Source organism: Mesorhizobium sp. 2RAF21 (genome assembly GCF_052115345.1).
GTDB classification, from domain to species: Bacteria; Pseudomonadota; Alphaproteobacteria; order Rhizobiales; family Rhizobiaceae; genus Mesorhizobium; species Mesorhizobium terrae.
Map to the genome: position 1 here is coordinate 67,741 of NZ_JBFRGM010000014.1, position 21,111 is coordinate 88,851.

The window sequence follows — 21,111 nt, forward strand, 5'->3', positions numbered from 1 at the left end:
CAGGGCCTCGTCAGGGCGCCAGGCGCACGGTGATCGTAGCGCCGGGGGCTGACAGCTGTCGCGCCAGCGACTGCGCCTCGGTTGCAGTGTCGACGCTGATCATGACACTGCCGCCCGTGATCGGTTCTCTTATGATCGGCTCCGAGATCACCTTGCCGTCGACGACGAGCTGCGTTTGCCGTCCGACCGAGGCGGTCGTGAAATCCCGGAAAGCGCCGGCGCTGTCCGGTGTCATATCGATTTTGACTGCGGCTCCGTAGCTGACTGAGTCCGTCACCACTTCGGCTTTCGCGATCTTGAGCGAGACCGGAGCAACCGTTTTGGCCGGCTCGGCTGCAGCTTGTTGCTCGATTGGTATGCCAGGCTTTGCCTCACTGCCGGTTTTTTCCAGATCAGAAGGCCGGGACGCGGGTTGTTCCAGCGGACTGATCGCTTGGGCCGACACGCTCTTGGCATTCCATGTGGGTGGCTCGGGCAGGACCGGCGATTGGTCGTCGCGCCAGATATGCGTGACGATGGTGAGCTTCGTGCCGCCCGTGTCCACCGTCACGCTATCTAGCGCCTCCACGGTCGAACCGTCTTGCAGCGACATGACGAGCGTCAGGTCGCGCGATTTTTGGGAGCTTTGCACCCGCGCCATCTGTTCGTCCGTCAGCTGCTTTGAGCGTTCGGCGAAGGCGGCGATCATCTTTTCGATCCGCGCTTTCATGGCCGAATGCAGAGCCATCGCATCGAAACTCTGTTTCATGCTGAAGGTGGCCGTGCGCCTTGCGCTGTCGGTCGTTTCGAACTTCCACGCCGATGTCGCGGGAACGAGCGTGTCCCCCATGCTTTCGTCGCTTTTTGCGGTCCAGGTACTGCCGACCTCGGTGGTGCCCTCCTGCGTGGCCTGTCCTAGGCTGAGAACGATGACCTCGGGGAGAAGGACGTCGACGACCTTCAGCGGGTTGTCCTTGACCGCCTGAAGCATCTGGCTGGCAACGCTATCGGCCGGCAGTGTCGTGCCGGCAGCTCCCTGTGTGGCGATGAGGTTTTCCATATGGGCGATGATCTGGTCGGCTCCCGTCAGCGCGGTCGGATAGCCGGTCAGATCCGTGTCGAGATCCAGCTGCTGCACGCCATAGGCAGCCAGCGAATTCCGAAGCTGGGCATTCATCGCATAGGAATCCGCCGCGCCCGTCGTTCCCGGCGGCAGATCGGCGGAAAGGTTCCACCGGACGCGCATCGCCTTGTCGTCGCGCGAGAGAACGACCAGCTGATGGCGGAAGTCTCCGCGCATCACCACCGAAGACGCTTCCGGTTTGTCGAACCAGAGCGACATGTCGGTCTCGGTCGTCTTCTGGATACGGTAGCCATGCTCGGCGCCGACTGCCGGCTGATATGCAGGGATCGTGACGCTTTCCGCTGCCCTTATCGGGCCAACGGGGGTGAGGCCGAGGCAGCAGGCCAGCGCAAGAGTGAACGGGCCGGGCAAGCCGAATCCGGATTTGCGGCGTCGATGAATGGCGCGGACTGGCATGCGATATTTCCGGTCAAAAGCCCCGGTCGAGACCTGACACGTCAATCTCCGGCTGTCCACACAGCATGCTGGAATGGACGGAAACTATTTCCGGCTAGCACCTGCACACAGCCGGGGTCGTCGCTTAAGGAAGCGGCTGCCGTCAGCCGCCGGACTTGGGCACCAGCAGCGAAACGATGCGCTCGTTTTCGGTGACGGACGGACGGCCGGCGGCGCCGTAGGGGATGCCGAGGGCGTCCCAGGTCTCGACCAGCGCTGCCTGCAGTTCCGCGATCAGCTCGTCCGAATGGAACGGCGTCGGCGTGATACGCAACCGCTCGGTGCCGCGCGGCACGGTCGGGTAGTTGATCGGCTGGATGTAGATGCCATGCACGCCGAGCAGGCGGTCGCTGGCCATCTTGCAGAGTTCCGGGTCGCCGACCAGGACCGGCACGATATGGGTGGCGGAGTTCATTACCGGCAGGCCGGCATCGGCCAGCACCTGCTTGGTGCGTTCGGCCTGACGCTTCTGCGCGTCGCGTTCGGTCTGCGAATTCTTCAGATGGCGGATGGATGTCGTGGTGGCCGCCGCGAGCGCCGGCGGCAGCGCGGTGGTGAAGATGAAACCCGGCGCGTAGGAACGCACGGCATCGATGACCGCCTTGTTGCCGCTGATGTAGCCGCCCAGCGTGCCGAACGCCTTGGCCAACGTGCCCTCGATGATGTCGATGCGGTCGGCCAGGCCCTCGCGCTCGGTGATGCCGCCGCCGCGCGGACCGTACATGCCAACGGCATGGACCTCGTCGATATAGGTCATGGCGTTGTATTTGTCGGCGAGGTCGGCGATCGCCTCGATCGGTGCGATGTCGCCATCCATCGAATAGACGCTTTCGAAGACGATCAGCTTGGCGCGCTCGCGCCCGGCCGCCTGCAGCAGGCTCTCCAGATGCGCGACGTCGTTGTGGCGGAAGATCTTCTTTTCAGCGCCGGAGCGGCGCACGCCCTCGATCATCGAGGCGTGGTTGAGCTCGTCCGAGATGATCAGGCAGTTCGGCAACAGCCGCGCGATGGTCGAGATCGACGCCTCGTTGGACACGAAACCGGAGGTGAAGACCAGCGCCGCCTCCTTGGCGTGCAGGTCGGCGAGTTCAAGCTCGAGCTCGACCAGCGGGTGATTGGTGCCGGAAATGTTGCGGGTGCCGCCGGCGCCCGAGCCCATGCGGCCGGCCGCTTCCTGGAAGGAGGCGATCACGTCAGGATGCTGGCCCATGCCGAGATAATCGTTCGAGCACCAGACGGTGATTTCCTCGGCGCGGCCGTTGGAGCGCCAGATGGCGCGCGGAAATTTGCCGGCGATGCGCTCCAGGTCGGCGAAAACCCGGTAGCGGCGCTCCGCGTGGAGCTGGTCGATCGCTTCCTCGAAGAACCGCTGATAGTTCATCTTTGCTTCCCAATTTGCGTCCGGATCATAGTCATCGGCCCGTCTGACGTCCATGGACCAGCTTTGGTCAAAATGCCACGCCCTGAACCAAGTCCAACGAACACAAAGCGCTGCCTATTCCCTTGATGTGGATCAATATTGCGGTGAGGCGAAACCAAGCATCTACGATCATCCAGATTGCTTTTTAAGGCTTTCCCGTTAGCGTCGGCAACGATGCCGCACATGAGACTGTTTCGCGCAATCTTGAAGGGAGTGGCCGAATGGCGGTGTTGGTGACCGGTGGCGCCGGCTACATCGGCAGCCACATGGTGTGGGAGCTGCTGGATTCCGGCGAGGAAGACGTCGTCGTCATCGACCGCCTGTCCACCGGTTTCGACTGGGCGGTGGCCCCGGAGGCGAAATTTGTCGTCGGCGACGTTGCCGACAAGGAACTGGTCGGCGCGCTGATCCGCGAGCATGGCATTGACGCCATCATCCATTTCGCCGGCTCCATCGTCGTCCCGGAATCGGTCGCCGATCCGCTTGCCTACTACGAGAACAACACCTCCAAGACACGCACGCTGATCGAAACCGCGGTGCGGGCCGGCGTGTCCAACTTCATCTTCTCGTCTACGGCCGCGGTCTATGGCAGCGCCGGGCTGGAGCCGGTTGTCGAGGACGCCAGCACTGCGCCGGAATCGCCCTATGGCCGCTCCAAGCTGATGAGCGAGTGGATGTTGCGCGATGCGGCAGCCGCCCATGGCCTGCGTTACACGGCACTGCGTTATTTTAACGTCGCCGGCGCCGATCCCAAGGGCCGCACCGGCCAGTCGACACCGGGCGCCACCCACCTCATCAAGGTCGCCAGCGAGACGGCGCTGGGCAAACGCGCCGCCATGCAGGTGTTCGGAACCGACTATCCGACACCCGACGGCACCTGTATGCGCGACTATATCCATGTCAGCGATCTGGCCGCCGCGCACCGGCTGGCGCTGCAAAGGCTGCGCGCCGGCGGCGGCAATCTGGTCGCCAATTGTGGTTACGGCCACGGCTATTCCGTGCTCGAGGTGATCGATGCCGTGCGCCGCGCCTGCGGGCACGATTTCGCCGTCAATCTCGGCCCGCGTCGGCCGGGCGACGCCGCCGCGATCGTCGCGAATTCCGACCGGGCCCGCGGCGAGCTCGGTTGGGTGCCACGTCGCGACGATCTCGACCTGATCGTTGGCGATGCGCTGGAGTGGGAACGCATTCTCGCCAGGAAAAACTCCGCGCGCGGCTGAAGTTCGCCATTCTCCGGCCTGGCCCAGCGTCTCGAGGCTCGAAACGCCAGCCGATTGCGGTTATGAGAACGCCGACGCGGCTGGGGCTGGTCGCATTCGTCATCGCGTTGAGGGGGCGGCATTGAAGATTTTGGTTCTCGGCGCAGGCGTCGTCGGCACGGCGGCGGCCTATTCTCTCGCCAAGGATGGGCATGAAGTGACGGTCGTCGAACGCCACGAGATCGCGGCGCGCGGCACCAGCTATTCCAATGCCGGCCTGGTTTCGCCGGGCGATGCCACCGCCTGGGCCTCCCCGACGGCGCTGAAGACATTCCTGCGCGCGCTGTACAACCATGATCTCGGCATCAAGGTCAGGCTGCGCTTCGATCCCTATTTCCTGGCCTGGAGCATGCGTTTCCTCAGGCAGTGCACGCAGGAGCGGCTGCGCGCCAACACGGCGGTCAAGCTCAGGCTCGCGCTCTATTCGCGCGACTGCATCAACGCCATCTCGGACGAGACCGGCATCGGCTACGACGAGCGCCGCAAGGGCATCCTTTATTTCTTCCGCTCGCAGCAGAGCCTCGACACCGGAACCGACAACTACCGCTTCCTCGCCGAGCATGGCTTGCCGATCGAGATCGTCGATCGCAACCGGCTCATCGAGCTTGAGCCCGGGCTTGCCGGCGCCAAGGACAAGATCGCCGGCGGCGTCTATTCGCCGATCGACCAGACCGGCGATTCCAGGCAGTTCGTCGAGCGGCTCGCCGCCTATGCCGCCGAAAAACTCGGCGTGACGTTTCTTTATGGTACCACCGTCGAGGGACTGGACATCGAGGGCGACGCCGTGCGCCGGGTGATGACGTCGGCGGGGCCGCTTTCGGCCGATGCCGTCGTCATCTCGATGGGCCCGGAGAGCGGCCTGCTCGGCCGCCGCTACGGCATCGACCTGCCCGTTTACCCGGTCAAGGGCTATACCGCGACGCTGCCGCTGGAGGACGAAAGCAAGGGGCCGACCATGGGCGGCGCCGACGAAGACCAGTTGATCGCCTATTCGCGCCTCGGCAACCGGCTGCGGCTCGCCTCGACGGCCGAGTTCACCGGTTTCGATCGTTCGTTTCGCCCCAGCGACTACGCCGCCATGTTCAGGACGGCGAAGGACCTGTTCCCCGGCGCCTTCGACGAGAAAAAGGCCGAGCTCTGGGCCGGCCTGCGGCCAATGATGCCGAACTCCGTCCCGGTCATCGGTCGTGCGAAATACCGCAACCTTTATCTCGACACCGGTCATGGCCATGTCGGCTGGACCATGGCCTGCGGCTCGGGCCGCTTCCTGGCCGATCTGGTTGCCGGCCGCAAACCCGAGATCGACCCGCAGGGGCTTGTCTACAAGGGCTAGGCGGGAACGGTGCTGCGAGCGCGGGCATCGCGATGCGGAGCCACCTGGCGGAAGAGTTCGCCATCCAAACCGGTTGAGAACTCATGGATTGCCCAGCCTTCACCTCGACTTCCCGGTTTTGCCGGGAAATGATCGCTGCCTGAGCAGTTTCAGCAAAGGCGCGCGGCGATTTTGCGTCCGGAATTGTGCGAAAACAAAGCGCTCGAGCGCTTCGAGGGAAGCCGAGAGGCTCTGACGGTTGGGGGTATGATGCGGCGCTTCTTGAAGTTCATTCTCCCGGCATTGGTGGTGCTGCTCGCCGTCGGGCTCGGCTTTTTCTTCTTCGTGCTGCCGGCCCGCGTCGAACAGGCGATGAACCGCGTCATCAACCCGCCGCCCTATGCGGCTTCGGACAAGGCCAAGGCGCTGCATGAGACGCTCATCATCGCCGATCTGCACGCGGACCCGCTGCTGTGGGGGCGCGATCTGCTGGCGCGTGGCACACGCGGTCAGGTCGATATACCGAGGCTGGAGGACGGCAACGTTGCCCTGCAGGTGTTCGCCGTGGTCAGCAAGTCGCCGCGTGGCCAGAACATCGAGCACAATGACGGCTCGACCGACAACATCACGCTGCTTGCGATAGGCCAGCGCTGGCCGCTTTCGGCTATCCTCAGCCTCAAGCAGCGCGCGCTTTACCAGGCCGCCAGGCTGAACGACATGGCGGCACGCTCCGACGGCCACTTCGTCGTCATCAGGACGAAGCGCGACCTGCGCCGTTTCCTGGAACGACGCAAGGTCGAGCGCGGTATCGTCGCCGGTCTGCTCGCTATCGAGGGCGCGCAGGTGCTGGAAGGCGATCCGGCCAATGTCGACGCGCTCTTCGATGCCGGGTTCCGCATGATGTCGCCTGCGCATTTCTTCGACAGCGAGATGGGTGGTTCCGCGCATGGCGTCGACAAGGGCGGCCTGACCGACAAGGGTCGCGAGATGGTCCGCCGCATGGAGGAAAAGGGCATGATCCTCGATCTCGCCCACGCCTCGTCCGCCACCATCGACGATGCGCTCGCTGTCTCGACGCGTCCCGTCGTCATCTCGCACACCGGAGTGAAGGGCACCTGCGACAACAACCGCAACCTGTCCGACGACCAACTGAAGGCGCTGGCGGCCAAGGGAGGACTGATCGGCATCGGCTACTGGGAAACCGCCGTCTGCGGCAAGGATGCAGCCGCCGTTGCCAGGGCGATCCAGCATGCAGCCGGTGTCGCCGGCATCGATCATGTCGCGCTCGGCTCGGATTTCGACGGCGCCGTCGCGATGCCGTTCGACACCACCGGACTTGTCCAGATCACCGACGCGCTGCAGTCCGCCGGTTTCAGCGACGCGGATACCGGCAAGGCGATGGGTGGCAACGAAATCCGCTTCCTGCTCGAAAATCTGCCGGACTGAGGTTCACGGCTTTCGCCGCAAACGCCTGATCGTTGTGCCGATTATTTCCCGAATATGGCGCCTTGCATCGCAGCGGTTTTGAGGCGAGTCATTGGCCCCGTCGTGAATCACCACTCTGGGGCGGGGGATCTCTGGAGAACGGTCATGCAACGAATCCGCCACGCGCTGATTTCCGTCAACCTTGTTCTTGCGCTTGCCTGCGCGCCGATAGCGCCGGCGATAGCTGCGTCGCCGGAGCCGGCGAAGGGCGAAAACGGCATGGTCGTCACGGCGCAACGCCTGGCCACCCAGGCCGGCGTGGACGTTCTGAAGAAAGGCGGCAACGCCGTCGATGCCGCGGTTGCCGTCGGCTACGCACTGGCCGTTACCTATCCGACCGCGGGCAATATCGGCGGCGGCGGCTTCATGACCATTCGTTTCAAGGACGGCAAGACGACCTTCCTCGATTTCCGCGAGCGCGCGCCGCTTGCCGCCACCAAGACCATGTATCTCGACAAGGACGGCAACCCGGTCAAGGGCGCCAGCCTCGACGGTTATCTGGCGGTCGGCGTGCCGGGTTCGGTTGCCGGTTTCGAATATGCACGCGAGAAATACGGAACCTTGCAGCGCGCGGACCTGATGGCGCCGGCAATTCGCCTGGCCGGTGACGGTTTCACGCTTGAACAGGGCGATGCCGCCTCGCTCGCCGGTGGCGCGGAAAGGCTGGCCAAGGACCCGGCCGCGGCCGCCATCTTCCTGAAACCGGACGGCAAGCCGTTCGGTGTCGGCGAAAAGCTGGTCCAGCCGAACCTCGCCGCGACCCTTTCGACTATTTCCGACAAGGGCGCCGACGCGTTCTATAAGGGCGGTATCGCCGACGCCATCGTCGCCGCCAGCAGCGGCAAGGGCGGCATCCTCGCCAAGGCCGACTTCGAGCAGTACAAGGTGCGCGAACTCGCCCCGGTGACCTGCAACTACCGTGGCTACGAGATCGTTTCCTCGCCGCCGCCAAGCTCGGGCGGCGTCATCATCTGCGAGATCCTCAACGTTCTCGAGGGCTATCCGCTTTCCTATCTCGGCCCGGGATCGGCGGATACCGCGCATCTGATGATCGAGGCGATGCGCTACGCCTATGTCGACCGCAATTCGGCGTTGGGCGACCCGGACTTTGTCCAGAACCCGGTATCGAAGCTGCTGGACAAGAACTATGCCGCCGAAATCCGCGCCAAGATCGATCCGTTCCGTGCGGGCGTCTCCAAGGACCTGATGCCGAAAGGGTTCGGCGAGAGCAAGGAGACCACGCACTATTCGATCATCGACAAGGACGGCAACGCGGTTGCGGTCACCTATACGCTGAACGGCAGTTTCGGTGCCGGCGTGGTGGCCGACGGCACCGGCATCCTGCTCAACAACGAGATGGACGATTTCACCCAGAAGCCCGGCGTGCCCAACCTCTACGGGTTGGTTCAGGGCGAGGCGAACGCCATCCAGCCGAAGAAGACGCCGCTGTCTTCGATGAGCCCGACCGTGATCGCCAAGGACGGCAAGCCGTTCATGGTCATCGGCAGTCCCGGCGGCTCGCGCATCATCACTATCACGCTCGAGGCCATTATCAACGTCATCGACCACGGCATGAACATCCAGGAGGCGATCGATGCGCCGCGCATCCACCATCAGTGGCTGCCGGACACGGTCTATGTCGAGCAGGACGGCCTGTCGCCGGATACGCTGAAGCTGCTTGCCGGCATGGGTTACAAGCTGGATGTCGCCGAGGAAGGCGAGACTTGGGGCAAAGCTGCCGGTATCCTGATCGGCGGGCGCAGCCTGGGCGAAATCCGGAAGGGTGGCGGTGCACGCTACAACGGCGCCATCGACAGCCGCGCCACGGCTGGCGAGGCGCTGGGGTATTGACGTCCCCCAGCGCCTCCACCGGGCTCAGCTGGGGGTTAAGAGCCCGGCATTTCGGCTTGCCGCCTAGCAAGCAGTTCTCCCTGGAGCCGGTCGGCTTCCGTCACCGAGGTGAGTGGCTTTAGCCTGCGGGCCAGCCAGTTCTTCAGGTCGTCCATGACGGTGAACATCACCGGCACGAAGACGAGCGACAGAAGCGTCGAGGTGATCAGGCCGCCGATGACGGCGATCGCCATCGGGGCGCGGAAGCCGGCGTCAGCACCGACGCCGATCGCGGCGGGCACCATGCCGGCCACCATGGCGATGGTGGTCATGATGATCGGCCGCGCCCGCGTCGTTCCGGCCTTCAACAAGGCGGCGCGTCGGTCGAGGCCTTCGCGCCGCGCCTCGATCGCGTAGTCGACTAGCAGGATCGAGTTCTTGCCGACGATGCCCATCAGCATCAGGATGCCGATGGTCGAAGACAGGTCGAGCGCCGAACCGGCCAGCAGCAATGCCAGTGCCGCGCCGCCAAGCGACAGCGGCAGCGCGATGAGGATGGTCACCGGCTGCAGGAAGTCCTTGAACAGGAGCATCAGCACCGCCGCCACCATCAGCACGCCGCCCAGCACAGCGAGCGCGAAGTTGCGGAACATCTCGGCCATGTATTCGGCGTCGCCATATTCGGCCAGCGTGACGCCCGCCGGTAATTGCTTGTAGGCCGGCAGCTCGGCAATCGCGGCCATCGCGGTGCCCAGCGTCACGCCGTTGAGATTGGCTTCGATGGCCACCAGCCGCTTGCGATTCAGCCTTTCGGCCTGGCCTTCCTCGGCTCCGAACGAGATGTCGGCAACCGAGGTCAAGGGTACCATCTTGCCTCTCGACGTGCTGACGCGCAGCTTGCGCAGCGTCTCCAGATCGGCCCTGGCCGATGTGTCCAGCATCACGCGGATCGGCACCTGGCGGTTGCCGAGATTGAACTGCGCCGAATTGGCGTCGGTCTCGCCCAATGTGGCGATGCGGGCGACGGTGCCGAGCGTTGCCGAGGAGACGCCCAGACGGGCGGCTTCGTCGGGGCGGGGTTTTACTATCAGCTCCGGCGCGAGCGGGGGCTCGGTGGACAGCACGTTCGCCAATTGCGGCAGCCCGCGCATCTCCATTTCCAGTTTCCGCGCCGCGTCGGAAAGTTGCACCGCGTCCTCGCCGACGAGATAGATCGAGACCTCCTTGCCGCCGCCGTCGGACAGGAAGGTGAATTGGATGTCGGGTGTCGCGGCCAAGATCGGCCGCACCTCCATCTCGAACGATTTGCGGTTAAGCTTGCGTTCGCTGCGCGGTGTCAGCCGGATGAGCAGGTTTGCCTCGTTGACGCTTTCCGAGGTGGCGAGAACGGCCTCTACCTCGGGTCGTGTCATGAGTTGCTTGACGATGCCATCGGTCACGCTCTCCGTCTCGGGCAGCCTGGTTCCGGGCGGCAGGGTCACTTTGACCTGCGAGAGATTGCCGTCGCTGGTTGGCAGGAAGCCGGTCGGCAAAAGGGTCAAAAGCCCAAGGGAGCCGGCGAAGATCACCGCGACGATGCCCAGAGCGGTCTTGCGATGGTCGAGCGTCCAGCCGAGCAGCTTGAGATAGCCTGCGGAAAAGGTGGACGGCGCAGCGTCGGCGTGGGTGGGGTGCGCCGCCGGCTGCATCAGGTAGGCGGCCATCAACGGTGTCAGCAAGCGGGCAACGAGCAGCGAGAACAGCACGGCGATAGCGACCGTCAGGCCGAATTGCTTGAAATACTGACCGACCGCACCACCGATGAAACTGACGGGCGCGAAAACAGCAACGATGGTGAGCGTGGTGGCGACCACCGCCAGGCCGATCGCATCGGCCGCCTCGATCGAAGCGATATAGGGCCGCTTGCCCATATGGATGTGGCGTTCGATGTTCTCGATCTCGACGATGGCGTCGTCCACCAGGATGCCGATGACCAGCGTCAGGGCCAGCAGGCTGATCGAGTTCAGCGTGAAGCCGAGCAGCGCCATGATGGCAAAGGTCGGCAGGATGGAAAGCGGCATCGCCAGCGCCGAGATCAGCGTCGCGCGCCAATTGCGCAGGAACAGGAACACCACGACGACGGTCAGGATCGCGCCCTCGACCAGAGCGGTCGAGGCGGCGTCATAACTTTCCATCGTATATTGCACCGTCGAGATCATTTCCTTCATCTCGATGTCGGGGGTGCGCGCCTGAATCTCGGCGATACGCCCTTTCGCGGCCTCGGCGACGGTGGTGTCGCTGTAGCCCTTGGCGCGTGAAACCGAAAAGCCGACTACTTGTTCGCCGTCCAGCCGGGCGAAGCTGCGCGGCTCGGCCGAAGTGTCGGCTACGGTGGCGATGTCTGCCAGTCGCACCCAGCGATTGCCGGGCAGGGGGACGGAAAGCTGCGACAGTTCCTCGACGGTCTTGACGCTGCCCAGCGCCCGGATCGCCTGCTCTCGCCCGCCAATCGTGCCACGTCCGCCGGGAATGTTGGCGTTCATGTCGCGCAAGGTCGAATTGACCTGGTCGGCGGTGACGCCGAGGGCCAGCAGCTTGTCCGGATCGAGCGACACGCGGATTTCGCGGTTGACGCCGCCAAGCCGCTGCACCTTCTGCACGCCCGGGACCGCGAGCAGTTCGCGATTGACGGTATCGTCGACGAACCACGACAGCTCGACGGGCGACAGGCGCGGTGCCCTGATCGTGTAATAGAGGATGGCGCTGCCGTCGACATCGACGCGCGAGATCACCGGTTCCTGGATCGATTGCGGCAGATCCGAGCGGATCTGCGTGACCGCCTCGCGAACGTCGGTGGTGGCGCGGTCGGGATCGGTGCCGATCTTGAACTCGACCGTTGTCGTCGAGACGCCGGTGCTGATCGTCGAACGGATATGATTGACGCCGGGAAGGCCGGAGGCCGCACCCTCGACGCGGCGCGTCACCTGCGTTTCCAGTTCGGCGGGCGCGGCGCTGGCTTGCGTCACCGTCACCGTCACGATCGGGAAGGAGACATTCGGGTTGGCGTTGATCGGCAGCCGCATGAACGCGGCCATGCCAGCAAAGGTCAGGACGACAAACAGGACGATGGTAGGGATCGGCTTGCGGATCGCCCAGGCGGAAATGTTGCGGGTCATCGCTTCACGCTCCCGGCGGCCGGCACCAGGTCGACGACGGTGACGGCGTCGCCTTCGCGCAGGGCGGCCCCTGCCTTGGCGACGATGCGCTCACCTGGTTCAAGCCCGGTCCGGATTTCAACCTTGCCACTCTTGCGCAAGCCGGTCTCGACCGGGCGTCGTTGCACGCGGCCGCTTTCGACAACGAAAACAGCGGAATCGTCGGTACCGCGCCCATAGACCAGCGCGCTGTCGGCGACGACGATGGCTTCGCGCTTGGCAAACACCACTTCGGCCCTGCCAAAAGCGCCGGCGAACAGCGGTTCGTTGGTGTCGAGCGCGATCTGCGCCGCGCCGAGCCGGGTTTCGCGATCGATCTTCGGCGCCACAACGCGCACGGTGCCGCCGATCTCGCTTGTCCGTCCGGCCAGCCTGATCTTGACCGGTTGGCCGACCGCCAGCGACGGCAGGTCTGCTTCCGGGATTTCCGCGGCGAACTCCACCAACCCGTCGCGGATGATGCGCACCAGCGGCTCGGCGCCGGCCTGTGCGCCGGCGCGCGCCTGCCGTTCCGAGACCACGCCGTCTGCCGACGCGCGAATGATGGCGCGTTCCAACTGCCGCGTCGCTTCTGCGCGCTGCGCTTCCGCTTCGGCGTTTTCGGCGCGCTGCACGGCCACGCCCTGCGTTGCAACGGCCACGGTGGAGGTGCGCTCCTCATAGGTCTGTTCGGAAATGATACGGCTCAGCTTCAGCCGCTCCGCACGATCGAGCGCCGCCCGCGCCTGTGCCAGGGTTGCTTCCTGCTGGGCGAGTGACGCCTTGCTGCGGGCGACGCGGCCTTCCGCCTCGCGCAACTTGTTTTCCAGCATCGCCGTTTCCAGCCTGACCAGCACCTGGCCGGCGGTAACCCGCTGGCCGACCTCGACCTCCACGGAGGCGATGCGCTGGTCCTGTTGCGCTGTGCCGACCGCAATCTCGTCGCGGGCCACCAGGACACCGGTGAAGGTCAGCGTCCATTCGGCCGGCTGCCGCTCGGCGATCAGGGTCGAAACGGTGCGCTGCGACAATGTCGGCTGTGCCGACGCGGCTGCGGAAGCGCCGTCGGCCAGCAGCGGGCTTGTGCCCGCCAGCAGAAGGGAAAACGAGGCCGCGGCTGCCCGAACGAAGTGAGGGACGTCACGCATGGATGTTGCTGCCTATGTCTGGGGCGAAGTCGCCACGTCTTCATTATTAGACTAGTCGATCTAATAAATCACCGGAGAGCGTGTCAAGCCATGCAATAACTGGCTTTTTTGCGTTGACACGTCGTCATACGGAATTTATTAGACTGACTAATCTAATAAAACGGCGGCGGAATTGAGGCAAGCATGCGCAAGGTCGACCCCGAGAAGCACGAAGCAAAACGTCGGCAGATTCTTGAGGCTGCGGTCGCTTGTTTCGCGCGCAAGGGCTTCCATCGCACCTCTACGGCCGAGATTTGCGCCGAAGCCGGCATGAGCCCGGGCAATCTCTTCCACTATTTCCCGACCAAGCAGTCGATCATCGCCGCTATCGTCGAGGAGGAACGGCGCCAGACCGCCGACTACTTCGAGGGCATCAATCCCTCTTCGGACCTCTTTGCCGAGTTGCTCGATTTCATGGACATCGTGCTCGAACTGGCATCGGATCCGACCTACCTCAAGCTCGCGCTCGAAATCGCCGCCGAGGCCATTCGTGACGAGGAGATCGGCAACCTCGTCGCCAAAACCGACACTGAACTGCAAACGGCTCTGAACACGCTGTTGCGCAATGCCGCCGCGCGCGGCCTTGTCGATCCGACGCTGGATCCGGCCGACAGCGCGCGCTGGATCGCGGCGCTGGTCGACGGCATTTTCAGCCGCGTCGCCGTCGACCCTGGCTTCAGCCCGCTGGAGCAGCGGCCGATGCTGCGGCTTCTCATCACGCGCTTCCTGCGGCCGGGTGCTGCGCCGGCGACCGCCTGAACGGCCTCGTCGGTTGTGAGGGCCTTTCCCTCAGCCGCGACCGCGACCTTGGAAAGATAAGGCGATGCAGATGCAGAAACGCTGGTGGCTCGGCTTTTTGGGCCTCATTGGCATCTATAAATTTCCCGACGCGATCGCCGCCTACAACGGCCAGGCCAGCGCCTGGGAATATATCTACCTCTCCTGGTTCATCTGGCTGCTCTATCTCGTGCCGGAGAAAGCGCCGAAGGCTGGTGCGGGTAGCCCGGCGGCATTGCGGCGTTTGGAAAAATGACGATCCGTCATGACGGTTGAGCAGCAACCGGTAAAGACGCTTCGTCAGGCCCGCAGCCGTTGGCCTTTTACCGGGCTGCAGCTTGCCAGTGTCACCGTTAATTTCGCCAATGCGATCGGCGCCGTCGTCTATCCCTGGCTGGTCTACGACCTGACGGGCAGTGCCGGCTGGATGGGCATCGTCGCCGCACTGGCGCTGTTGCCTGCCATCGTCGGCACCGCCTTCGGCGGCATAGTTGCGGAACGGGTCGGCATTCGCCGCATGGCGATTGCCTCGGTGACCATGGGGGCGGCGGCGTCCGTTGCCGCGGCGGCTGCTTACGATGCCGACATGCTCACCATCGGCGTGCTGGCGACCCTGACCTTTTTAGGCGCCGTGCTCGACGGGCCGGGCGGCATCGCCATCGAAGCGCGTGTGCCTGAAATCACCAGGCTGGCGCGCATGCCGTTGATCCGTGCCAATGCCATCGATGACCTGATCGACAACAGCGCCGCCGTCGCCGGGCCCGCGGTCGCCGCTTTCCTGGTCGCTGCCGTCTCTACGACGGCCCTGTTGTGGATCGTCGCCGCCATCAACCTGCTGGCGGCGGTGCTCGTGGCGGCAAGCCTGCCACGCTTTCGCCTGCGCCGCGCCGCCGGAACGACATTCGACCAGATGAAGGCCGGGCTCGGTTTCATCTTCGGCCAGCCGGTGCTGCGCGCGGCGTTGATATTGGCCGGTGTCGGCACCAGCATCTTCGTCGCTCTGGAGGCGATCGCGCTGCCGGCGATCCTGCGGACCGAAGGCCGTTCGGCGGCGCTGCTTGGCATGTTCCTCGCCGCGGCCTCGGTCGGCGCCATCGTCGCCAATCTGACGCTCGCTTTTGCCGAACGGGCGCCGTCGCTGCGCGGTGTCTTCACCGCCGCTTTCGCCGGGCTCGCCATTGGCGTCGCCTTGCTCTTGTTGGGCCGGTCGGTGCCGATCCTTGTCGCTTCGGGTGCCATGCTGGGTGTCGCCGCCGGTCCGCTGTCGCCGGTTTTCGCTACCCTGCTTCAATCGAGCGTGCCGAAGGAATTGCGCGCCAATGTCATCGGCATTTCAATGAGCCTGATCCTGATCGGCGCGCCGGTGGCGGCTCTTGGCGCCGGCGCCGCGCTCGACGCCTTCGGTGCGACGGTCGTTCTGGCCACCTGTTCGGCGCTGCTGTTCGCCTGCGCCCTCGCCGCTTTCCTCATGCCCGGCTTGCGCGGGGTTACGGCCAAACTGTCAGGCGAGAAGGAGTGACGATTGTGAGAATCGGCCTAGACGTCTCGGGTCACGACCTGGGAGTGTTGAAGGCGCCGCACCGATTGAGGTCGGTGAAGCGCATCACCGCGTCGTCGAGCTTGCCGATCGACTGCATTCTGACGGGGCGCTCGGACTTTACGAAGGGGCCTGTCCGTAGTTTCGCCAATGAGGTCTCGAGCGCGCCGAGAGCGGATTGGCTGGTCTTCCTGACCGGCAGATAGCGATAGGCGGGCTTGCCGAGCCTTGCCCGCCCCAAGGCATGTTTGAGGACGTTCGCCAGGCGCACATCGCCATCGAAGGCGATGTTGGTCGATATGTCGACCGGTCGGTAGTCTGTGCCGATCGTAGCCGTGAAATCGCGCCACTTCTTCTCCAGCACCTTGCTGGAGAAGATCACCGGCACCCACGGAACGTCGTAGGACTCGGCCACCACCGCGCCATGCAGGGCTTCGGTGATCAGGCACGACGCGCCGGCGATGCGGGACAGCGTCGCCTCGGCGTCGCTCAGCGGTGAAATGTAGGTGATCCCCAACGCACCGCAGAGCCCGGCCAGGATTTCACCCGCCGTGGTGTGCGAGTGATGATGCGGCATGAAGGCCGGCCCGCCGGCCCTCGAATGCGTGAAATGGCGCGATGCCAGAATGGCGGGATCGATGCCGGCATGGGACCGGTCGATGCCGAGGAGCTTGCAGGTCAGCGGCCCGCGCACGCAGAACACCGTCCTGTTTTCCGTGTCGTATCGACCGCGCTTGTAGCCGGCGCCCGCGCCGATGATGATCTCGTGGGCGTCCTGTGGCGCGGAACGCCCGATCACGGTGCCGATGAACAAAACGCGGCTGGAGCGATCGTCGTCGAAAATGTCGCCGAACACGCATCGCGCCAGAAGCGGACTTAGGACGTCCCCGAAATTTGGAAGGTCGCGATAGTAGCCGAGCTGCATTCTTCTCTGCCTGGGCCGAATGCTCGGCCGGGGTATCTGTGCGGTGCCCGTGACGCGAACAACGGGTTGGCGAAATCTGCGGGAGCGGCGCGGATTGCGCCACGGAACCCGTCAGGGGAGGCTTGATCTTCTAGGATGTCAGGGCGGCTGGGGGTGATAGACCACTGTGGCTTTGACTTATTGGATCGCATCGGATGTACGGGGCTTTATAAGCCCCGTCGCGACGCGTCCGTGATCAAAGCGGTGTCACTGTTTTGTGAAGGCGCTATCGGGCTAGAACAGCGGCTACTGGGCACCCTCACAGGTAGGGAAGGATTCGGTTCGGACGTAAACGCGCTCTTATCGTTGCCAGAAGGGCAGCTTGGCGATCTCTTCCTCGGCCTGCCGCCTCGTCAGGCCGATATCGTCGATCAAATGCGGATTGTCCTTCGCCATTTGCTTGAGGTCCCAGCGAAAGCGTATCTGCTCACGCCAGGTCGCGATCCTACGGCGCAGGCTCGCCACGCTGTAGCGCCGCGACATATCCGCCGGCGCAGCGAGCGTTCCCGACTGCGTTGCCCGATGCCGGGCCGGCGCAAGAATATCGTTCATGGCAACCTCCATATCGGTCGAGGGCCTGGAGCCCTCGACCTGAAAGAGGTTGAATTCTGCGGGATGCGGACGGCGGCGTAATTAAGCCGCCCCAAATAGTTCTCAAAACTTCCAAAACCGCCGATCAGGATTGACGGAGGCTGTGCCCCTTTTCGGCGAGCCAGGAATCGTGGAGCCATTTTTCCGTGCCGCGACGGCCGGGGAAACTGATCCAGTGAATGTCGCGCTCGAACACCATGACCTTGCTGTCCGCGCCGACGATGACCCACATCCAGAGGCCATCGGCAGTGTTGCGCATTTTGACCTTCATGCCGGTGAGGGTCAGGTCTTCCATGCGTCCGTTGTGGGTCACCCGCAGCGGCTCGTCATGCGGCTCGATCCAGCTGATATCGAGAACCGGCAAAAGATCGGGTGCCGCATCGCGCAGGAAATCCATGGCGATCGCCTGCGTCTCCTGCCGTGTCGGCAGTCGGCCGCCGACCAGATCGAGATCCATCCGGACGAAACCCTTGAGGCGACCATCGGCGGCGATGATCATACTGAAATGCTCGCCGCCCAGTGCGGCGTTGCGGCCGTCTGTTCGCTCGTGGCGGACAAGTTCAGCGGCTTCGCCGTCCACGGCAACGGTGCGGCGGGCCACCTCTCGGTAGCCGGCCGGCATGAACGTCTTGATGGTGGTGGCCACCGGTTCGCCGGCAAGCGTTGGGGAGGTCATGGTCTTTCCTTTCTGCGTGGAGGCGAAGGCAAGGCTGGCTGTGGTGGCCCCGACGACAAGGCCGAGAACGACGATGAGGGGGCGTATGCGAGGCATGTCGAAAACTCCTTCAGTTCGGTCGGGATTGCAGGTTGATGTGTAACTTGACGTCAAGTGTAGATTTAGAATGCACCTGTCCGTCGCTCCAGTCGCGCCTATTTCCGCTTCGCTTCCGCGATCAGGGCATGCATGCGGGCGATGTTGTTTTCCAGATCCTGTTTGAACGCGGTCAGTTCATGCAGTTGGGCATTCGCCCTCTTCAGCTGCGTTTGCAGGATTTCCAGCACCTTTTCCTTGCCCTTGATGCCGCTGGCATCCTCGAAATAGAGGTCGATGACGGCGGCGATCTCGTCGAGGCTGAGACCGAGGCGCTTCAGTGCCGCGATCTTTTCCAGCCGCTTGACGGCGATCTCGTCATAGTAGCGATAGCCCGCACCCTCGCGCTCGGTCGGCTTCACCAGCCCGAGCCGTTCGTAATAGTGGATCGTGCGGTGGCTGACGCCGGCACGTTCCGACAATTCTCCAATCTGCATGAGCGACGACAAACGACACCTATCTAAACCTGACGTTGGGTGTAGATCTAGGATCGAAGTGCATGTTCGTCAACCGCTGCGATGTTGCGCGCGGTTCCAATGTCCGGAAGCTGAAGCCCAGGGGCGGGCACCCGGTTCCATGCAAGCCTGAAAGGCTCTAAGGATGCGTCCTATGCAGGGATCGCGCTTTGCCTTTGGTTCGTTCGTGCTTGATCCGGATGCGGGAACGCTGCTTCGTGACGACGTTCCCGTTGCCGTGGGCTATCGCGCCCTGAAGCTGCTTGCGGCACTCGCCGGACAGCCCGGTGAAATCCTGGGCAAGGCCGAGTTGATGGACGCGGCCTGGCCGGGCATGGCTGTCGAGGAAGGCAACCTCACCGTCCAGATCGCGCAGCTCAGGAAATTGCTTGGTCCGGCTGACGACGGCGGCGGCGAGTGGATCGCCACGGTTCCGCGTGTCGGCTACCGTTTCACGGGCGCCGTCGAACGGCTCGGCGGCGCCAAGCGAAAACCCTTGCCGCTGCCCGACAAGCCATCGATCGCCGTGCTGCCCTTCGACAACATGAGCAACGATGCCGAACAGGGTGCCTTCGCCGATGGCCTGACCGAAGACCTGATCACCGACCTTTCCAGAAACGCCGACCTGTTCGTCATCGCGCGGAGCTCCGCCTTTGCCTACAAGGGAAAGGCACTGGCCGTGCGCGAGATCGCCGAGGACCTCGGTGTGCGCTACCTGCTCACGGGCAGCGCGAGGCGCGCAGCGGGCCGCGTGCGCATCAACGCACAACTGGTCGATACGGAGAGCGGCAACCAGCTGTGGGCGGAGCGCTTCGATCGCGGGCTGGAGGACATCTTCGCCGTTCAGGACGAGGTGACGGCCAGGATCGTCGAGGCGCTGCTCGGCCGGCTGCGCGCGCAATCGCCACGCAAACGACCCGGGAATCTCGAAGCTTATGATCTTTGCGTGCGGGCGCGCAGGCTGATGGATGATCAGCCGCAGTCGGCGCGGGAAGCGCATCTGATGCTGACGCGCGCGGTTTCTCTCGATCCGGGATATGCCGAAGCCTATCGTTGGCTTGCCATGAACCACTGGATGGGCCGGGTGCATTCGGGTGGACCGACGGAACCCGAGCGTGCCGTCGTCCTCGAACTGGCCCGCAAGGCCGTGGCGCTCGATCCCGACGATGCCGGCTGTCGCTGGGTCCTGGCTTACCTGCTTACGTTCAACGGCGACTTCGCCGAGGCGGACGCGGAATTCGAGCAGGCGATTGCGCTCGACCCGAACGAGGCTGACGCCTGGGCGGCCCTCTCCGACATCACGGTTCTGGCCGGTCGGATCGAGGAAGGCCTCGAGCAGAGCCGCAAGGCATTCCGGCTGAACCCCTACCCGCCGAGTTGGTATTATCTGACGCTCGGTCAGGCATTGTATGCGGCCCGCCAATACGAAGCCGTCATCGAGACCCTGCGCCGGGACGAAACTTACCGCACAACCTCACGCCGCTTCCTGGCGGCGAGCCTTGCCCAACTTGGCCGGCTGGACGAGGCGCGTGCGGAAACCGAACTGTTCCTCGTCGGCAGCCCGCATTTCACGATCAGCCACTGGCGCGCGCAGGAGCCGTTCCGCGACACCGCCACGCTCGCACATTTCGTCGACGGTTTCCGCAAGGCCGGCCTGCCGGAGTGACGAGCCGGCCGGTTTCCACCACCTAGTCCTCGAAGCGGCCGTCGGTCTCTCGATCGCGTTCGTAGCGTTTCGCAAATGGAAACGGCGGCAGCCAGGATTCGCGACGGACGGTCCAGAGTTCGTAGGTCGGCTTGAATTGGTCAGTCGCGTCCAGTGATCCGAGATTGACCTCGATCTCGTCCCCACTACGCCCGAAAACCGGCGAGCCGCAGCGGGGACAAAAGAAACGCCCGGCATAGTCGCGCGTTTCGCCTTCGATCGTCACCGCATCCTGAGGGAAGATCGCCGACGCGTGAAAAAGCGCGCCATGATGCTTGCGGCAGTCGAGGCAGTGACAGATGCCGACCCGGTAAGGTCGTCCCGACGCCACAAGGCGGACGTTCCCGCACGAACAGCCCCCGGTGTACCGTTCCATGTCGTGCCTCCTCCAAAACCGATTGACTGGGATGGCTATAGTGAACCCGGCCGTGATACCCGGAAAAGGTATGTCTGCCTTTTCGGCCGCTCACCTGCGCTGAACAAGAGATGAGCAACATCCCTGAACATGGCAAGTTCAGGATTTCTGCGTCAGAATTCGATGAAATCAAAGGCTGATTGGTTGAGTGGTGCCCAGGGGCGGAATCGAACCACCGACACTGCGATTTTCAGTCGCATGCTCTACCAACTGAGCTACCTGGGCATCTCGGTTCGGCCCATGGTCGGGGCCAACCTGCTTCGCCGGAACGCTGGGCGTCCCCCGGAAGCGCGTGGGTTATAGCACGAGATTTCCGCCTGTCCAGCACCGCGGCGGCGATTTCGCCGGGAAAACAATTGGTGTGCCAAAATGCCGGCAACGCGCCTTGTTGCCAGGGGCGCGGACGATCAATCCCGCGGCGGTTCCGGGGCCTTTTCTTCCGTGTCGGCGTCGTTATCGACGCCCGGAAGCACGTAGACGCCCTTCAGCCAGCGATTGAGGTCGAGTTCCTTGCAGCGGGTCGAGCAGAACGGATAGGTCTCGCGTGCGGAAGGGCGGCCGCATTCCGGACAGGGCCGCTTTGGCCGCAGCGGCGTGACGGTGGCGTCATTGGTGCTCATTGTCAGGTCTTC

The 21,111-nt window shown here is 64.0% G+C and carries 18 protein-coding genes and 1 tRNA gene; 8 read left to right on the forward strand and 11 right to left on the reverse strand.

Features of this window, described 5'->3' with window-relative positions:
• Positions 1-10 precede the first annotated feature (10 nt).
• Together AB4136_RS22740 and hemA are read right to left on the reverse strand one after the other, a co-directional pair.
• The gene (locus AB4136_RS22740; protein WP_171020906.1) at positions 11-1,519 is read right to left on the reverse strand and encodes a SecDF P1 head subdomain-containing protein; all 1,509 of its coding nucleotides are present in this window, start codon (positions 1,517-1,519) and stop codon (positions 11-13) included.
• Positions 1,520-1,661: 142 nt separating this feature from the next.
• Entirely contained in the window at positions 1,662-2,939 is a 1,278-nt protein-coding gene (gene hemA, locus AB4136_RS22745; protein WP_024926004.1) for a 5-aminolevulinate synthase, read from the reverse strand.
• A gap of 260 nt (positions 2,940-3,199) precedes the next feature.
• Between hemA and galE the strand changes: the two genes are divergently transcribed.
• The 4 genes from galE (at position 3,200) to ggt (ending at position 8,885) form a co-directional block, all read left to right on the forward strand.
• Entirely contained in the window at positions 3,200-4,198 is a 999-nt protein-coding gene (galE, locus tag AB4136_RS22750; protein ID WP_137900268.1) for a UDP-glucose 4-epimerase GalE, read from the forward strand.
• Between the two features lie 121 nt (positions 4,199-4,319).
• Complete coding sequence (locus AB4136_RS22755) at positions 4,320-5,570, forward strand: D-amino acid dehydrogenase (protein ID WP_137900267.1); 1,251 nt, start codon at positions 4,320-4,322, stop codon at positions 5,568-5,570.
• Positions 5,571-5,831: 261 nt separating this feature from the next.
• The gene (locus AB4136_RS22760; protein WP_024926007.1) at positions 5,832-6,995 is read left to right on the forward strand and encodes a dipeptidase; all 1,164 of its coding nucleotides are present in this window, start codon (positions 5,832-5,834) and stop codon (positions 6,993-6,995) included.
• Positions 6,996-7,139: 144 nt separating this feature from the next.
• Positions 7,140-8,885, forward strand: coding sequence for a gamma-glutamyltransferase (gene ggt, locus AB4136_RS22765; RefSeq protein ID WP_024926008.1), 1,746 nt, complete (start codon positions 7,140-7,142; stop codon positions 8,883-8,885).
• Positions 8,886-8,920: 35 nt separating this feature from the next.
• On the opposite strand, the gene AB4136_RS22770 is transcribed toward ggt, so the two are convergent.
• Positions 8,921-12,019, reverse strand: a complete 3,099-nt coding sequence (locus AB4136_RS22770) for an efflux RND transporter permease subunit (RefSeq protein ID WP_024926009.1) — start codon at positions 12,017-12,019, stop codon at positions 8,921-8,923.
• Positions 12,016-13,185 (reverse strand): efflux RND transporter periplasmic adaptor subunit, encoded by a 1,170-nt coding sequence (locus AB4136_RS22775; protein ID WP_024926010.1) that lies wholly within the window; start codon positions 13,183-13,185, stop codon positions 12,016-12,018. Before AB4136_RS22775 ends, AB4136_RS22770 begins: the two co-directional genes overlap by 4 nt.
• A gap of 183 nt (positions 13,186-13,368) precedes the next feature.
• On the opposite strand from AB4136_RS22775, the gene AB4136_RS22780 reads away from it, so the two are divergent.
• From AB4136_RS22780 to AB4136_RS22790, 3 genes are all read left to right on the forward strand, one after another.
• Positions 13,369-13,983, forward strand: a complete 615-nt coding sequence (locus tag AB4136_RS22780) for a TetR/AcrR family transcriptional regulator (RefSeq protein WP_024926011.1) — start codon at positions 13,369-13,371, stop codon at positions 13,981-13,983.
• 64 nt (positions 13,984-14,047) lie between these two features.
• On the forward strand, positions 14,048-14,257 hold the full coding sequence (locus tag AB4136_RS22785; protein ID WP_137900266.1) for a hypothetical protein: 210 nt from the start codon (positions 14,048-14,050) through the stop codon (positions 14,255-14,257).
• 9 nt (positions 14,258-14,266) lie between these two features.
• Entirely contained in the window at positions 14,267-15,520 is a 1,254-nt protein-coding gene (locus AB4136_RS22790) for an MFS transporter (protein WP_137900265.1), read from the forward strand.
• 31 nt (positions 15,521-15,551) lie between these two features.
• On the opposite strand, the gene AB4136_RS22795 is transcribed toward AB4136_RS22790, so the two are convergent.
• From AB4136_RS22795 to AB4136_RS22810, 4 genes are all read right to left on the reverse strand, one after another.
• Positions 15,552-16,463, reverse strand: a complete 912-nt coding sequence (locus AB4136_RS22795) for a polysaccharide pyruvyl transferase family protein (protein WP_024926013.1) — start codon at positions 16,461-16,463, stop codon at positions 15,552-15,554.
• A 339-nt stretch (positions 16,464-16,802) separates the two neighbouring features.
• Positions 16,803-17,054, reverse strand: a complete 252-nt coding sequence (locus tag AB4136_RS22800) for a DUF1127 domain-containing protein (RefSeq protein ID WP_024926014.1) — start codon at positions 17,052-17,054, stop codon at positions 16,803-16,805.
• A 124-nt stretch (positions 17,055-17,178) separates the two neighbouring features.
• Positions 17,179-17,865 carry a hypothetical protein gene (locus tag AB4136_RS22805; RefSeq protein WP_024926015.1) on the reverse strand — a complete coding sequence of 229 codons (687 nt, stop codon included), beginning with the start codon at positions 17,863-17,865 and terminating at the stop codon, positions 17,179-17,181.
• A gap of 98 nt (positions 17,866-17,963) precedes the next feature.
• Positions 17,964-18,341 (reverse strand): MerR family transcriptional regulator, encoded by a 378-nt coding sequence (locus AB4136_RS22810; RefSeq protein ID WP_024926016.1) that lies wholly within the window; start codon positions 18,339-18,341, stop codon positions 17,964-17,966.
• A 163-nt stretch (positions 18,342-18,504) separates the two neighbouring features.
• On the opposite strand from AB4136_RS22810, the gene AB4136_RS22815 reads away from it, so the two are divergent.
• Positions 18,505-20,025 carry a winged helix-turn-helix domain-containing tetratricopeptide repeat protein gene (locus tag AB4136_RS22815; protein ID WP_171020905.1) on the forward strand — a complete coding sequence of 507 codons (1,521 nt, stop codon included), beginning with the start codon at positions 18,505-18,507 and terminating at the stop codon, positions 20,023-20,025.
• Positions 20,026-20,047: 22 nt separating this feature from the next.
• Here the strand turns inward: AB4136_RS22815 and AB4136_RS22820 are convergent, their stop codons facing one another.
• The 3 genes from AB4136_RS22820 to yacG all read right to left on the reverse strand — a co-directional run bounded on the left by AB4136_RS22820 (position 20,048) and on the right by yacG (position 21,099).
• A complete protein-coding gene (locus AB4136_RS22820) occupies positions 20,048-20,440 on the reverse strand; it encodes a GFA family protein (RefSeq protein ID WP_024926018.1) in 393 nt (130 codons plus the stop codon).
• Positions 20,441-20,628: 188 nt separating this feature from the next.
• Positions 20,629-20,704, reverse strand: a tRNA-Phe gene (locus AB4136_RS22825).
• Positions 20,705-20,886: 182 nt separating this feature from the next.
• The gene (gene yacG, locus AB4136_RS22830) at positions 20,887-21,099 is read right to left on the reverse strand and encodes a DNA gyrase inhibitor YacG (RefSeq protein WP_024926019.1); all 213 of its coding nucleotides are present in this window, start codon (positions 21,097-21,099) and stop codon (positions 20,887-20,889) included.
• Positions 21,100-21,111: the final 12 nt, after the last annotated feature.